Annotated in this window: 12 protein-coding genes; 8 read left to right on the forward strand and 4 right to left on the reverse strand. The window is 70.3% G+C overall.

Annotated elements, in window-relative coordinates:
• Window positions 1–3: 3 nt before the first annotated feature.
• The gene (locus D7X74_RS09695; RefSeq protein ID WP_120532644.1) at window positions 4–1,092 is read right to left on the reverse strand and encodes a diacylglycerol kinase family protein; all 1,089 of its coding nucleotides are present in this window, start codon (window positions 1,090–1,092) and stop codon (window positions 4–6) included.
• A gap of 417 nt (window positions 1,093–1,509) precedes the next feature.
• On the opposite strand from D7X74_RS09695, the gene dnaK reads away from it, so the two are divergent.
• The 6 genes from dnaK to D7X74_RS09725 all read left to right on the forward strand — a co-directional run bounded on the left by dnaK (window position 1,510) and on the right by D7X74_RS09725 (window position 10,401).
• Window positions 1,510–3,423 (forward strand): molecular chaperone DnaK, encoded by a 1,914-nt coding sequence (gene dnaK / locus D7X74_RS09700; protein ID WP_120532654.1) that lies wholly within the window; start codon window positions 1,510–1,512, stop codon window positions 3,421–3,423.
• Between the two features lie 235 nt (window positions 3,424–3,658).
• A complete protein-coding gene (locus tag D7X74_RS09705; protein ID WP_120532645.1) occupies window positions 3,659–4,519 on the forward strand; it encodes a hypothetical protein in 861 nt (286 codons plus the stop codon).
• Between the two features lie 36 nt (window positions 4,520–4,555).
• Window positions 4,556–4,963 (forward strand): thiol-disulfide oxidoreductase DCC family protein, encoded by a 408-nt coding sequence (locus D7X74_RS09710; RefSeq protein WP_120532646.1) that lies wholly within the window; start codon window positions 4,556–4,558, stop codon window positions 4,961–4,963.
• A 51-nt stretch (window positions 4,964–5,014) separates the two neighbouring features.
• On the forward strand, window positions 5,015–7,483 hold the full coding sequence (locus D7X74_RS09715; protein ID WP_120532647.1) for an AAA family ATPase: 2,469 nt from the start codon (window positions 5,015–5,017) through the stop codon (window positions 7,481–7,483).
• A gap of 35 nt (window positions 7,484–7,518) precedes the next feature.
• On the forward strand, window positions 7,519–9,804 hold the full coding sequence (locus tag D7X74_RS09720) for a vWA domain-containing protein (RefSeq protein WP_120532648.1): 2,286 nt from the start codon (window positions 7,519–7,521) through the stop codon (window positions 9,802–9,804).
• Between the two features lie 24 nt (window positions 9,805–9,828).
• A complete protein-coding gene (locus tag D7X74_RS09725) occupies window positions 9,829–10,401 on the forward strand; it encodes a PspA/IM30 family protein (protein WP_120532649.1) in 573 nt (190 codons plus the stop codon).
• A gap of 10 nt (window positions 10,402–10,411) precedes the next feature.
• On the opposite strand, the gene D7X74_RS09730 is transcribed toward D7X74_RS09725, so the two are convergent.
• On the reverse strand, window positions 10,412–11,293 hold the full coding sequence (locus tag D7X74_RS09730; RefSeq protein WP_120532650.1) for a diadenylate cyclase: 882 nt from the start codon (window positions 11,291–11,293) through the stop codon (window positions 10,412–10,414).
• Between the two features lie 127 nt (window positions 11,294–11,420).
• Between D7X74_RS09730 and D7X74_RS09735 the strand changes: the two genes are divergently transcribed.
• Window positions 11,421–11,783, forward strand: a complete 363-nt coding sequence (locus D7X74_RS09735; protein WP_014395767.1) for a TraR/DksA C4-type zinc finger protein — start codon at window positions 11,421–11,423, stop codon at window positions 11,781–11,783.
• A 92-nt stretch (window positions 11,784–11,875) separates the two neighbouring features.
• Here the strand turns inward: D7X74_RS09735 and D7X74_RS09740 are convergent, their stop codons facing one another.
• Complete coding sequence (locus D7X74_RS09740) at window positions 11,876–12,643, reverse strand: FHA domain-containing protein (protein WP_120532651.1); 768 nt, start codon at window positions 12,641–12,643, stop codon at window positions 11,876–11,878.
• Window positions 12,644–12,754: 111 nt separating this feature from the next.
• Here D7X74_RS09740 and D7X74_RS09745 point away from each other — a divergent pair, with 111 nt between their 5' ends.
• Window positions 12,755–14,449: a serine/threonine-protein kinase gene (locus D7X74_RS09745; RefSeq protein WP_233602043.1), complete on the forward strand. Its 1,695-nt coding sequence runs from the start codon at window positions 12,755–12,757 to the stop codon at window positions 14,447–14,449.
• Window positions 14,450–14,602: 153 nt separating this feature from the next.
• Here the strand turns inward: D7X74_RS09745 and D7X74_RS09750 are convergent.
• Window positions 14,603–15,366 (reverse strand): FHA domain-containing protein (locus D7X74_RS09750; protein WP_233595955.1); only part of this gene is annotated, 764 nt, incomplete at its 5' end.

Consider the following 15,366-nt stretch of genomic DNA (forward strand, 5'->3'; position numbering starts at 1 on the left):
GCGCTACTGCACGCCGTTGAAGTCGAGCAGCTCGATGGACTCGGAGGCCACCGACAGCGTGAGCTGCTCGCGGTAGCCCGCCGCGTCGCCGCCGACCTGGAAGGGCATGGGGCGCGCGAAGCGGATGGTGACGTCCTTCGCGTGGAAGTCGTGCAGGCCTTCCGGGGCCCAGCGGCCATTCCAGAGGCGGGGCAGGTTGGCCAGCACCTGCGTGGGCGACACCTGGCCCAGGCGCAGCTGCATGAAGCCCCGGCGATCATTGGCGTAGGGGAACATGCGGAAGCCGTAGCCGTAGAAGGGCATGGTGCCCGCGGCGGCCATCATCAGCTTGCCCCGGAAGAGCACGGCGCCCGGCGCGATGGGGCCGCCCACCTCCTGGCCCTCCGCGCCCAGACGGTATGCCTCCGACGCGCCGTTCACGACTTCGCACTCCACCAGCACGGAGCTGGTGAGGTAGTGCGGCACCGTCTTGAAGGCCACCGCGGAGAAGTAGCCGCCACCGCCGGACATGACCCGCTTGAACATGCCCTTGCCCAGCGTCTCCTTCACGGAGATGTAGTCGTTGAGCACCTTGCCATCCACGCCCAGCCCCGCGAAGGGCGCGCGCTGGCCGTCCACCTGCACCAGGTCCATGGTGCGCACGCTGGGGAACTCCGCCGCGCGCGCCCGCACCACGTCGTTGAGGATGCCGTCGCCCCGGGTGCTGGAGGCGTTGACGAACGCCGCGATGCCGTTGCCCGTGCCCAGCTTGAGGATGCCGAAGCGCGGCGCGGCCTGGCCGGCGAACTTCCCGCGCGGGCCCACCTGCTGCAGCACCTCATTGACGAAGCCCATGAAGGTACCGTCGCCGCCGCCGGTGAACACCGTGGGGTAGCCCCGCTCCAGCACCGTCTGCGCGATGCGGCGCGCATCCAACGGAGAGCGCGACAGGAAGAGGTCCTCCTCCGGCACCACGTGCGACAGCAGCTTGACCACCCGGGCGTCCACCTTGCGGGCGTTCGCGTTCAGCATGACCGCGACCTTCGGTTCAGCGGACGGAAGCGCCGACGGGGAGCGGCGGAAGTCCGTGGAACGAAGGGGCTGGACCAGCATGGACGACTCCAGGGGGAGGGGGGCAGGCATGACAGCGATGACGCGGTTGGGACTGTGCACTTTTCTCGCCAACGGCTGACGCGAGGCGTCAGTCAAGGTGCTCACTGGAGTTTCAAGGGGTTGCACGGTTTGCTGGTGGCCAATGTGGACGCTCGGTTGCTACCGCCGGGTGACGGCGGTGTAGAGCGCGTTACGCACCCATGGCGGGTGGATGGCGAGCGGATGGCGGGCAGGTGACAGGGCCCCCGTCTTTGCCTGCGCACTGCGCTACGCAGGGGGCGTCATCACCTTTGCGCTGGGTGCCCGGTCCCACGGGGAAACCCGCCCTTGCGTTTGACACGACAGGGGGGGTGGTTACGTTGGGCATACATCGGGATTTCGCAGGAAAAACGCAGTCATTTCCGGAGGATGGGAACCGTGGGCAAGATTATCGGAATCGACCTGGGCACCACGAACAGCGTGGTGGCGATCATGGAGGGTCGCGAGCCCAAGGTCATCGTCAACGAAGAGGGTACCCCCACGACGCCGTCCGTGGTCGCGTTCACGAAGGATGGGGAGCGCCTGGTCGGTCAGGTGGCGAAGCGTCAAGCCATCACCAACCCGGAGCAGACCATCTACTCGGTGAAGCGCTTCATGGGCCGCCGGTACGAGGAGACCACCGAGGAGGCGAAGCTCGTCCCCTACAAGGTGGCCCGGGGTCCCAACGGCGATGCGCGCGTGGACATCAGCGGCAAGCAGTACAGCGCGCCGGAGATCAGCGCGCAGGTGCTCTTGAAGCTCAAGCGCGCCGCGGAGAACTACCTGGGTGAGAAGGTGACGGAGGCGGTCATCACCGTCCCGGCGTACTTCAACGACGCCCAGCGCCAGGCCACCAAGGACGCGGGTGAGATCGCCGGCCTCACGGTGCGCCGCATCGTGAACGAGCCCACCGCGGCCGCGCTCGCGTACGGCATGGACAAGAAGAAGGATGAGAAGATCGCCGTCTACGACTTCGGCGGCGGCACCTTCGACGTGTCCATCCTGGAAGTGGGCGAGAACGTCGTGGACGTGTTGGCCACCAATGGCGACACGCACCTGGGCGGCGACAACATCGACCTGCGGATCATGGACTGGCTGATCAGCGAGTTCAAGAAGGACACCGGGCTGGACGTCAGCAAGGACAAGATGGTCCTCCAGCGCCTGAAGGAGGCGGCGGAGAAGGCGAAGATCGAGCTGTCCAGCGCGATGCAGACGGACATCAACCTGCCGTTCCTCACGGCGGACGCCTCAGGTCCCAAGCACCTGAACGTGAAGCTCACGCGCGCCAAGTTCGAGCAGATGATCAGCGATCTGGTCGAGCGTTCGCTGGAGCCGTGCCGCAAGTGCCTGAAGGACTCGGGCCTGGACCCGAAGGACCTCAACGAGGTCGTGCTCGTGGGCGGTTCCACGCGCATTCCGATGGTGCAGGAGGCCGTGAAGCGGCTGTTCGGCAAGGAGCCGAACCGCACGGTGAACCCGGACGAGGTCGTGGCCGTGGGCGCCGCGGTGCAGGCCGGCGTGCTCTCCGGCGAGGTGAAGGACATCCTCCTGCTGGACGTGACGCCGCTGTCGCTGGGCGTGGAGACGTTGGGCGGCGTGATGACGAAGCTCATCGAGCGCAACACGACCATCCCCACGCGCAAGTCGGAGACCTTCTCCACGGCGGCGGACGGTCAGACGCAGGTGGAGATCCACGTGCTGCAGGGTGAGCGCGAGATGGCGGGCGACAACCGCAGCCTCGGCCGCTTCCACCTGACGGGCATGCCTCCGGCGCCGCGCGGCGTGCCGCAGATTGAAGTGACGTTCGACATCGACGCGAACGGCATCCTCAACGTCAACGCCAAGGACAAGGCGACGGGCAAGGAGACGAAGGTCACCATCAGCCACTCGTCCGGTCTGTCGAAGGACGAAGTGGAGAAGATGGTCACCGACGCCCGGGCCAACGAGTCCGCGGACAAGGCGCGCCGCGAGCTCATCGAGGTGAAGAACCAGGCGGAGAGCCAGGCCTACGCCGCGGAGAAGATGGTCAAGGAGAACAAGGACAAGCTCACCCCCGACGTGGCGAAGGCCATCGAGGACGGTGTCGCGGAGCTGAACGCGGTCCGCGAGGGGCAGGACAAGGACGCCATCAAGGCGGCCCTGGACAAGCTCCAGCAGGCCAGCTTCAAGGCCGCGGAGGAGATGTACCGCGCCACCGGCGGCGCGCCGGGTGCCACGCCTCCTCCGGGTGGCGAGCCGAACGCCGCGCCGGGCTCCAGCGCCCAGCCGGCCGCGAAGGACGACGTGGTGGATGCCGAGTTCCGCCAGTCGTAAATCCGTGAGGTCCCCGCCGCCGCGCGGCGGGAACTGAACGCCAGGGCCGGGGCTCCGACGAGGGGCGCCGGCCCTGCTTTTTTGGGCCCCCCGGGTTCCCTCCGGGGCGGTGGACGGTGGTGCCGGACGCAGGATGTGGTGCCGGGACAACCCCGCGATTTCACGCGGGCTCGGGGTGGCGGAGGCGCTGCAAGGGGCGGGCGGGTTCCTCGCGGTCCTTTGAAGGTGTCCTGCCATGTCCCGTATCGAGTCCCTGGTGTCCGGCGTCCTCCCTGAGCTCACCGCAGCCGAAGTCCCGCCGGGCCCCGCGTCCGCGAGTCCTCCGTCCGCCTTCCGTCCACCGTCCGTGGCTCCGGCCAATTCCGTGGAGGTGTTCCGGGGTGGTGGCGTGCCAGCCGCGCCTTCTGCTCGGGCCTCCCAGGTGGCTCCCCGGGCGTGGGAGGACAACGGCTTCGACTTCGGCGTGGGGGGCGCTTTTCCGCCCCGGCCCACCGGCTCCTTGAAGGAACAGGTGAAGCAGGGGGCGCTGCTCCTGGAACAGACGCAGGCGGCGGCGGTCAGCGTGACGCTGGACGTGGGCACGGCGATGGACGCCTACGCGCGCAAGCACCTGGGGCACCTGGAGCCGAGCCCGCCCATCGCGGGCGCGCCCACGTCGCTGACGGACTACACCAGCACCATTCCAGGCGTGTCCGCGAAGGAGGCCTACGCGGCCTTCGTGGGCCACCCGGAGCTGCTCTTCGGCGCGGCGGGCATCTTCCTCCGGCCGGCGGCGAGCGCGCTGACGGACGGCGCCCGGCTGTTCCTTGAAGAGCAGGGACCGCCGCCGGTGTGGGCGCCCATCACCGTGAAGCTCGATGCGGAACAGCGCACCGTCCACATCACCACGCTGGATGGCCACCCGTTGCGCGGCACCAACCGTTTCATCTTCGACGACGACGGCACCGGGGGCACGCGCATCCGACAGTATTCAGCCTTCCAGGGCAGCTCTCCGGCGACGTCGGTGGGCCTGGCGCTGATGGATCCCATTGAACGACAGCACGACATCTGGCGCAGCGTTCATGGCCAGCTGCATGAAATGCTCAAGGCCCGCTAGCATAGAAGGCAGGCAACGCCCGTGGGGAGGTGACGCGTGACGACGCTCCAGACAACGCCGCCGGGACATGACGTGGTCCTCTACGACAGCCACTGCCGCATCTGCAGCGGAGCCGCCAGGGAGATGCAGAAGCTGGTGGGCAGCCAGGGCACGAAGCTGCTCTCGTTCCGCGACGAAGGCGTCCTGGATGCCTTCCCGGGCGTCACCGCCGAGCGGTGTGAGAAGGCCATGCAGCTCATTCAGGCGGATGGCCGGGTGTTGGAGGGGGCGGAGGCCATCGTCCGGGCCATGGGGCGACGCCCGCTGGGCCGGCTGCTCTACGTGTACTACGTGCCGGGCCTGCGCCATCTGGCGGATGCGGTCTATGGGATGGTGGCCCGCTACCGCTTCCGCATCGCGGGTCGCAATTGCCCCGACGGGGCCTGCGCGGTGCACTTCAAATAGGGGAAGGGGGGCGGGTAGCATGCGGCCTTCCCCGCTCTCCTCTGGCCCTCCGTGACCTCGCCTCCTCCCTACCTGCAGGCCGCCCAGTCCTTTCGTCGCTTCTTCGGGGAGCTTCGGGAGACGTACCTGGAGCGGGAGACGCTCTTCACGCAGATCGAACTGGCGCTGCTGTGCCGTGAGCACGTGCTGGTGGTAGGGCCTCCCGGGACGGCCAAGAGCGCGGTGGCCAGCGCCGTCCTGGGGCGCATCACGGACGAGACGTCGGGACTGCCCTCGCTGTTCTCCAAGCAGATCGCCGAGTCCACCCTGCAGACGGACCTCATCGGGCCGGTGGACTTCAAGGTCCTCACGGAGACGGGGCGCACGGAGTACCTCACCGACGAGGGCATGCTGGGCTCGGTGCACGCGTTCCTGGACGAGGTCTTCGACGGCCGGGACATGCTGCTGCGCTCCATCCTCAACGTGATGTACGAGCGGGAGCTGAAGCATGGCCGCAAGGTGACGGCCGGACGCACCGAGTGCGTCGTGATGACGAGCAACCGCTACCTCACGGAGGTGCTCGCGCGCTCGCCGGAGCTGCTGCTGGCGTTCGCGGACCGGCTGAGCTTCATCTGCTTCGTGCCCAAGGCCTTCGCCCGGCGGGAGAGCCGCGCCGCGATGCTGCACCGCTTCGTGCACGGCACGCGGCCGGACCTGCACGCCACGCTGACGCTGCAGCAGTTGGACCTGCTGCAGGACGCGGTGGCGCAGGTGAAGGTGCCCGGCAACGTGCTCGAAGGCGTGGAGATGCTGACGGACGCGCTGGAGCGTTCGCTGGTGGCCCAGGTGTCGAAGCTGCCGGACTACGTGCCCACGAAGTACTTCTCCCAGCGCTCGGTGGTGAAGGCGCTGTGGACGCTGAAGGCGGCGGTTGTGCGCGATCAAATCTACCGTCGCCCGGACCGGCCGCTCGAAGCGACGGTGGAGGACCTGGACGCGCTGCGCTGGTTCTTCCTGCTCGGAGGCCCGCCCGCGGCGGAGGCGGACGCGCTGCTCAAGGCGGCGGTGGATCCGCGCGAGCGGGCGCAGCTGGAGATCGTCCGGCTGGAGCAGCGCACCTTCGACGAGGTGCTGGGCAAGGTGCGCCAGGAGCTGGGCGGAGGCGTGGAGCGCGAGGCGACGACGCTCGCGGCCGCCGACGATGTCACGGCCGCCGAGGCGCTGAGCCGCAACTGGCAGGCGGGCGTGGTGTCCAGCACCGCGCGCGGCGTGCTGGGCAAGCTGGTGCCGGGGCCGCGCCATGGTCAGAACCGCGCCCCGCTGCTGGTGGCGGCGCGAGCGCTGGTGGCGGCGCTGCTCACCGCCATCCGCGACGTGCTGGAGCTGTGCCGCGCCGTGCCGGAGCTGCGGCCGGGCCATCCCGCGCTGTGCGAGGCGTCCGCGCGGTTCCTGGAGCAGGCGCTGGAGATGAGCGCGTCCGCGGCGGAGGGGCTCGCCTTCGAGGACGGCGTGAAGATGGAGTGGCTGGTCGGGCTCGCGGAGAACCTGGAGGAGGAGCTGGGGGTGATGGGCTCGCTGGCGGTGCTCCTCACGGAGACCGTGCCCGCCCTGCACGAGCCCCTGCGCGATGCCGACCGGAACACGCGCCAGCGGGTGGTGACGGCGCTGCGGCGTCGGGTGTCGGCGGCGTTCCCCGCGGGGACGGCCCGGGGGCGCAAGGATCCGTTGGATGCGCTCTCCGCGGATTCGCGGCGCCTCACGCAGTTGGAGAAGGCGCTGACGGCGCTGGACCCCGCGCAGGCCGGATTGAAGCAGGAGCTGCTCAAGCCGCTGAGCGTGGCGTACGCGCGCGAGGTGCTGGGCGCGACGCCGTTCGAGCGCATCGAGCAGTACGGCCGAGCGGTGCAGGCCGTGGCGGAGAACCTGCGGCGCGAGGGCGTGACGGCCGAGCCGGTGCTCGTCGAGTGCCGCGAGCTGATGGAGACGCGCCTGAAGGAGCACGCCCGCGTGCTGTCGCGCGAGGTGGCGAGTCCGCCTCCCGCGCCCACGGCGGTGCTCAACGGCGACGCGTACACCTACTACCGGGGGGAGCTGACCACGCAGGCGCCGGATGGGGAGCTGGCGGCGCTGGTGGGCCTGGACGGTCAGTTGATGGCGGCGCGCCCTGCTTCCGCGGCGGCGTTCCTCTCCGACACGGTGCGCGCGGCGGTGGCCCAGGCCGAGCTGTCCTTCCTCCAGTCGCGCATCAAGTACCTGCGCAGCTGGCTGACGCAGCTGTTGTCCGCGCTGCCCACTCCGGAGTCGCTGACGGCCCGTGGCGACGCGGAGCGCACCTTCGAGCGGCTGGTCCGAAGCCGCTTCCCGCTGCTCGCGCTCAAGGAGGGGGAGCTGGTGCGGCTCAAGGCCACCCTGGGCATGCTGGAGACGCTTCCGGGCGAGCTGGGCACCAGCGCGCACAAGCTGTCCGCCCAGCTTCGCGGCATCGACGAGGACTTCGGACGCTTCAGCCGGCAGGTGCTGGAGCGGCGGACCGCGCTGTGAGCGTGGCACCCGTGGACGGAAGGCGGCGCTGAGACGTGCTGGCGCGGCGACTCACCCAGCTGCGGCAGCGCCTGGATGCGCTGCGCCAGCCCGCGACACCGGGCCGGGTCGGCGCGTCGTGGTCCTGGCCCTTCGGCCGCAAGGTGAAGGGGCCGGAGGACCTGTCGCTGCCGGTGCTCGTGGCGCTCGACCGGGAGATGGATCGGGTGGGCATCCACACCGCCGCGGATGCGCGGCTGCTGCTCGCGCTGGGCACCCAGCGGGGCAGGGCAGGGGTGCTCGCGCAGGGACTGGCGGGACGCGCGGCCCAGGCGCTGGAGGAGTTCGAGGAATGTCTGCGCCGCGTGGAGCGGGCGCACCGCTCCGGGGAAGTGCCGGCGGGCGCGCTCACCGCGCTGGACCGGGGCTTCGTGCGGCTGGCCCGCGCGGTGAAGGTGGCGGACCTCTTCGGACGCCCGCTGGCGCCGCTGGAGGAAGAGGTGCCGTTCGAGATCTTCGACCGCCCAAGCGACACGGATCGCCAGCAGCCGCCTGTCAGCGCGAAGCTGGCGGTCGCCGAGCTGCTGGCCATGCGCGCGCGTGAGAACGTCATCGACCTGGTGCAGAAGCGGCGCGACCTGGACCTGGCCCACGAGATGCTCCTCCGCCTGGGCACGGACGCGGACCGTGCTCGGAGCATGGCCCTGCGCAACGACGTGGCGGAGGCGCGCGAGCGCGTGCGCGAAGTTCCTCCCACGCGCTCTCTTGAGGCTCTGGTTCGGGGCGTGCGTGAGACCGCCCACAAGGATCCCCGGGGCGCCTACCGGTCGTTGCAGGGCCTCTACGAGCGCGCCCTGGAGGCCGGAGACCCGGAGCTGGCCGCCGCGGCCCGGAGCGCGCTCACCCCGTTGCTGCCCCCGGAGCCCCGGCTGACGCGGATGGTGGAGAACGCGGAGTCGGAGTCGCTGGTCCGGTGGTTGGGAGAGGCGGACGACGCGGCCGAGGACGTGGAGCGACAGGAGGAGGGCGGGCCGGACGAGCGGCTCGCGGACCTGGCGTTCTCGCTCCAGCCGGAACAGCTGGCCACGTTCGACCTGGCGGCCGGGTGCGCGCGCTTCTTCGACGTGGAGGATTCGCTGACGGAGGAGATCGTCGAGTCGAACACCTCCGCCGCGCGAGCCGTTCCGCGCCAGGTGCCGTATCCGACGCAGACGATGTCGTTCGCGACGACGGGCAGCCTGGATGAGATCCACCAGTTCGTCATCACGGACCCGCGACGGATCCTCCAGGACCTGGCCGCGCACCGGCAGCTCGTCCGCACCTACCTGGACGACGCGCCTCCGCCCAAGCCGCGCAAGGTGAAGCGCACCGCCGTGCGCGTCTACGTCTGTGACGCGTCCGGCTCCATGCACGGAGCGCGGGCGCGCTTCCGCGATGCGCTCATCATCGCGGAGCTCAACAACCTGCGGGTGAAGGCCCGGCGCGACGAAGCCTTTGATCCGCTCTACTTCAGTTTCTTCAACGACGTGCCCACGGAGCTGGCCCGCGTGGACACCGCCGCGGAGGCGACGCGGCAGATTGAAAAACTCTTCCGCGACTCGCCCGCCGAGGGCCAGACGGACATCTCCCTGGCCCTGCTGTCCGCGTTCGACTCCATCCGCGCCGCGCAGGGCAAGGACCCGTACCTCGCCCGCGCCACGGTGGTGCTCATCACCGACGGCGAGGACCGCGTGGACCTGGACCTCATCCGCCGCACCCGCGCGCCGATGGGCGCCCTGGACATCGCGCTGAGCTTCATCTCGCTGGGCGAGGAGAACGCCGACCTCAAGTCCCTGGTGCTCGAGCAGCGCGCCGCCGGAGGCCGCGCCTTCTACCACCCGCTCTCCGACGAGGAGATCCGCTGGGCGCGCACGGAGTTCGACACGCCCTGGCGTACGCTGCTGCCGCGCGACGTGCCGGCCACGATGGAAGCGCTGGAGGCGCTGGGGCCGCACCTGGATGCCCTGGAGGCGGTGGCCTCCGGGCGTGCGCCCCTCGCGGGCGTGGCGGTGGAAGCGTCCTTCGACGCGCTCTTCCCGGCGTCGCCCGCGCCGTCCCCCGGGCTGGAAGTCCCTGGCGCGGACCTCGCGGCGCGCGTGGTGGACATCCTGGAGGCGGTGGGCGAGGCCGCGTCGCTGGCGCCCACGGACCGGCGCGCGACGGAGAGCGTGGTGCTGCTGCAGCACCTGCTGTCCGTCTATGGACTGACGCCCGCGCGCTACCTGGCGGTGCTGTCCGGCGGCGATCGCCCGGTGGCGACCGCGCTCGAACGCGTGCGACTGCTCTGCCGTCCATTCGGGTAGGCTTCGGGCCTCAAGGCACGCGCCATGTTCGGCTTCCTCAAACGCAAGAAGACGCCTCCGGCGCCCGTGGATCCCCTGGCCACGTTCGACCGGCTCATCGAGGACCTGGAGCGCCAGGCGGCGGAGGTGCGCAAGTCCGCCGCCACGCTGCTGGCCCTCAAGGGAGAACTCGCCCGAGGGGTGACGCGCTACACGGCCCGCCTGGGCGACATCGCCGGCAGGTGCCAGACGGCCCATGAGCGGGGCGACGCGAAGGGCGTGGGCGTGCTGGAGCGCGACCGCGTGCAGACCGAACGCCTGCTGGAGTCCACGCGCGAATCCCTGCGCCGCGCGGAGCGGGACGCGGAGCTGCTGCTCTCCGCGGCCGGAGACCTGGGCGAGCGCGTGGCCGACCTGCGCATCGAACGGGAGAGCGCGTCCGCGCGCATGGCCGTGGGCGGCGTCATCACCGACACGCTGCGCGAGCAGGTGGAGCGCTTCGACCGGGTGCTCGCGCTGGAGGCCGCGCGCGACGAGGTGGAGAAGGCGCACGCCCTGGCGGACATCTACCGCGAGGAGCACGGCCCCGCCGCGACGCCCGCGCGCGCGAAGGAGTAGGGCAAGGGCCTCAGGAGCGCCGCGCCGTCTGGTGCAGCTCCAGCACGATGCTGCCGCCCTTGAGCAGCCGCACCGCGCCGGACGTCTGGCTCACCACCAGCGCGATGCAGTGCGTGGTTGAGGTGATGCCCGCAGCGGCCGCGTGCCGCGCGCCCAGGCCCAGGGGAATCTTCACCGTGTCGTCGTTGGCGGACAGGTAGCGGCCGGCGGACAGCACCACGCCGTCCTCGCGGATGACGAAGGCTCCGTCCAGCACGGAGAAGTTCTTGATGGCGTCGCGGATCTTCGGGTCGAGCACGTTGCGCTCGGCCTCCGACAGGCCCTGGAACGGGTTGATGGTGAGCTGCCGGCTCTTCTCCAGGACGCTCGTGTGGTCGCCAATCGTGATGATGGTCCCGATGGGGTGGCCCTCGAAGCCCTCCTGGCCAATCTGGAGCGCCAACTGGATGAGCGCGTCCACCACCTGCGAGTTGAACTCCTCGCCCAGCTTCACGCCCTCGATGGCCAGCCGGTCGTCCAGCGAACCGCCAATGCGCATCTGCATCAACGTGTCCGGTGCCCGACCCACCTTTCCCGTCATGCACAACACCAGGTCGCCTTCCTTGAAAGCACCCTGGGAAAGCGCGGACACGAGCGCTACCTTCACCCGCTCGGTGCGCGAGTAGTCGTAGGCGGGAATGACGAGTGCGCGTACCTTCTTGCGCTGGTGCTCGTGCGCCAGCGCCTCCAGCGTCACCGCGTACACAAGCTTCTTGCGGGCAGGACGACCCCGCAGGTCCTCGGGAGGAATGGGCGTGTCACAGATGTAGAGGAAGTGGTCGACGTCGCTCTTGGCGGCCAATGTCAGCGCCGAGCGCAAGAATTCCCGATCGAACTTCGTGTTGTCGCTCAAGCCGCCCCTCGTGCACCTATAAATTCCAGCAGGTCAGCTTGACACTGCAAGGTGCATAGATAAAGCTTTCGGGCCCTTTTTTTCAGGGGCCAGGCCCCCTCTACCCGCCCCACCTGGAGCGCAGGCTGTGAACCAGAAAGATCTCAAGCGTTACAAGAAGATGCTCGAGGACAGTAAAGCGAGCCTGCTCGAGAGCGCGAAGAAGACCCTGGTGGAGGAGTCTTCCTTCGACACCGACGACCTGCCGGATGAAATCGACCAGGCCGCCTCCGAGTACACCCAGTCGATGGTCTTCCGTCTGAGGGACCGCGAGAAGTTCCTGCTGCAGAAGATCGACGGCGCGCTCAAGCGCGTCGAGGACGGCACCTTCGGCATCTGCGAGCGCTGCGAGGAGGACATCTCCCCCAAGCGTCTGGATGCGCGTCCGGTGACGACGCTCTGCATCCGCTGCAAGGAAGAGCAGGAGAAGAAGGAGAAGTCCTACGGCTGACGCCGGAGCGTGAAGGATGCTGGCCGCACGGGCCCTGAAGCGCCGTGCGGCCATGTCGCCTTCATGCGGCAGGGCCCTTCAGGGAAGTCCGCTCAGGCGACGACGGCCTGGATTTCCACGCGCAGCAGCTGGCGGCCGATGAGGAAGTGGTCGCCGTTGTCCACGAACGTCGGCCCGGCGAGCCGGATGAACGTGCCGTTGGACGAGCCCACGTCCCGCACCATCAGCCGGTCCCCCCGCACCTGCAGCAGCGCATGCCGCCCGGACACGAAGCCGTCCGTGGGGAAGGCGATGTCGCCCTGCTCGCGACCCAGCAGGTTGTCGCCGTCCTTGAGCGGGAAGGCCGCGCCGCGCAGGCCGCCCTCCAGCAGCTGGATGAGCCGCAGCCGGTAGCCGGGATCCGGTGAGCCCCACACCTGCGTGCCGCCGGGTCCGAGCGCCGCGGTGGGGATGGGCTCCAGCACCAGGCGCTGACGGCCCAGGCGCAGCTCTCCGCCCGCGGGCAGCTCGCGCTCCTGACGCAGGCGCACGAAGACGCCGTTGGCGCCGCCCACGTCCTCCACGGCCAGCCGGGCGCCGGAGAAGAAGAAGCGCGCCTGCACGGGCATGATGAAGGGGTCGTCGTTGAGCGCGATGTCCGCCTGCTGGCCGCAGGTGAGGGTGTCGCGCTGCATGCGCACGAGGGACTCGGGGCCGCCGTCCGCCCGCACGACGCGGATGGACACCTGCGGGCGCGAGGAGACGTGCGCCACGGCCATCACCATCGTCCCGGAGCGCAGCGCCGAGCCGCAAGCGCGGCATACGGTGGCATCCCGGGAATTCTCGGTGTCACAGCGGGGGCAATAGTCCACGGCGTCCATGAGAGGCCCTCTTCTAGCAGGCTGGAGCGGTGTTGGGGGGCCCGGCGCGCATGGCTTGCTCCGCACCCGAAGGGCATGGTGAAGTCCCGACCCCACCTACTGGACGCTGACGTGTACTGCCCTTCCTGCGGCGCCGACGCCGAAGACTCTTCCCGCTACTGCCCCGCCTGCGGCGCGACGTTGTTGCGCGCGGCGGAGGGCGGCGACGAGTACGTCGGCAAGACGATTGCCTCCAAGTACCGCGTCGAGGCCCTCATCGGCGAGGGCGGCATGGGCAAGGTGTACCGGGCCCGTCAGCTCGCACTCGACAAGGTGGTGGTGCTGAAGGTGCTGCGCCACACGCTCTTGTCGGACGAGCGCACCGTCGCGCGCTTCCAGCGCGAGGCGAAGGCCGCCAGCCGGCTCAATCACCCCAACTCCATCAGCGTGCTGGACTTCGGTCAGGCGGACGACGGCGCGCTCTTCATCGCGATGGAGTACGTGTCCGGGCAGGATCTGCATCAGATCCTCAGCCGCGAGTGGCCGCTGGGCGAGGCGCGCGTGGTGCGCATCGCCCTGCAGATCCTCAGCGCGCTGTCGGACGCGCACGGCGCGGGCGTCATCCACCGGGACCTGAAGCCCGAGAACATCATGGTGGAGCAGCGCCGCAACGAGCCGGACTTCGTGAAGGTGCTGGACTTCGGCATCGCGAAGATCACCGACGTGCAGGACGAGGGCCCGGCCCTCACGCGCGCGGGCTTCGTGTGCGGCACGCCCGAGTACATGTCGCCGGAGCAGGCGCGGGGCGCGGTGCTGGACTACCGCTCGGACCTGTACGCGGTGGGCGTCATCCTCTACCAGCTCACGACGGGCCTCCTGCCCTTCGAGTCCGATTCGGCGGTGGGCTTCGCCACCAAGCACCTCACCGAGGAGCCGCCTCCGCCCTCGCGCCGCCGTCCGGAGGCGCGCATCTCCCCGGGGATGGAGCGCCTCATCCTGCGCGTCCTGTCGAAGGACCCGGATGACCGGCCGGCCAACGCCAACGCCTTCAAGGCGGAACTGCTCGCGGTGGACAAGGAGCGCCGGCGCGGCGGTGCGAATGACATCGCGCCCCGTCGTCCGCAGGCGGCCGGGGTGCTGGCGCCCCTTCCGCGCAAGTCCCAGGCGGCCCAGAACCAGGAAGCCAAGAACAACACCGGTTGGAACGACGTGACGGTGGAAGCCACCGTGCGGGCGCTGCCCGACACGCGCACCCCCGTGTCCGAGGAAGCCACGCTGGCGTCCGAGGAGGCCCGGCGCGCCAAACGCACGTCGGAGACCGCGGCCGGGTCGGGGGGCGGTGAGGGGCTCATCCTCTTCTTCAAGGCGCTCACCACGGTACTGGTGCTGGGGGCGGTGGGCTTCTTCGTCTACTACTTCGGCATCGGCGCGGGCAGCGGCGCGGAGGGCAACACCTACCTGCCGCCGGCCAATGCACCCCGGCAGCTCACCGCCGGCACGGACCCGAACCAGCCGCCCGAGTACCTGCGGCAGATTCCCAGCACCTCGCGCAACGTGGACAAGGCCCGCAAGCTGACGCAGGACGGGGACCGCGACGTGCTCTCCGGCGAGCTGAACCGCGCGACGGCCAGCTACAAGGAAGCCTTCAGCTACAACCCGGAGGCGGAGCTGGCCCTGAAGCTGGGCGAGCTGTACTGGCAGCGCGACCAGACGGACGAGGCGCGTGGCTGGTGGGAGCGCCACCTGCGGGACATGCCCGACTCCAAGGCGCGGGCGTACATCGAGCTGCGGCTCGGCAGCGCCGTGGCCCGCCCCGCGGCACCCTGACGCGGGGACGCAGGCCTGGGGGGCTGTTCCCCTGGCGAAGGGGCGAATCCGGTGGCGCCCTCCGGCTGACGGGTGGGGGCCCATGGAGCCCCCGAGTGTTTCCGTCCGCTGAAGGTTCGGCCCCGTCCGGCGGACGCGGCGACCCGCGCTTCTTCAGCCGAGCGTCTCCACCTGCACCACGTGCTGGCCCAGGCGGACCCGGTCTCCGGGACGCAGGGGGCGCTCCGTGGCGGGCGGGATGCGCACGTAGGTGCCCAGGCCGCCGGACAGGTCGCGCAGCATCGCGCCCGTCGCGGTGGGGCTCAATTCGCAGTGCCGGCCGGCGAGCCCCTCGTCATGCGGGTACGCGAGGTCGCAGTGGGCCTGCCCGATGGTCAGCAGCGCCGCGGCCGTCACCACCGCCCGGCCCGCCCTGCCTCCCATGTGTACTTCCTCCACGCCGTACAGCGCCTGACCCAGCGGCACCGGTGAGCCGTAGAGGTTGGGCCGGCCGGCGACGGGCGGCGGTGACTCCACGCGGCCGGTGAAACGGAACAGCCGCTGGCCGGCGCTGAAGAGCGCGCGCGGCGCCAGGGGCTCCGTGCCGGAGAAGGTGACGTAGACGCCGGAGGCGCTCGTCTCATCCCGGACGAAGAGGGCGCCGTCCTTCACCAGGAAGGTGGCGTGCAGCGGCGACACGAAGACGTCGTCGGGGAACAGGATGGCCCCGCGCTGACGGCCCACCACGCAGCCCGTCACCGGGAGCTTGTAGCGCTGGCCGCGCGTCGTCCCGGCGATCACCGCCAGCCCGAAGCGCGAGGCCACCGGCGGCGGACGCGACACCGGCGTCCCACCCGTGGGGGACGGCGCCGTGGGCACCGGGACCGGGGCCGCCGGGGCGGTGGGCGGCAGGGTCGTCCCCGTGCTCGCGCCACGGC

This window comes from Corallococcus sp. CA047B, from assembly GCF_003612065.1.
Classification (GTDB): Bacteria; Myxococcota; Myxococcia; order Myxococcales; family Myxococcaceae; genus Corallococcus; species Corallococcus praedator.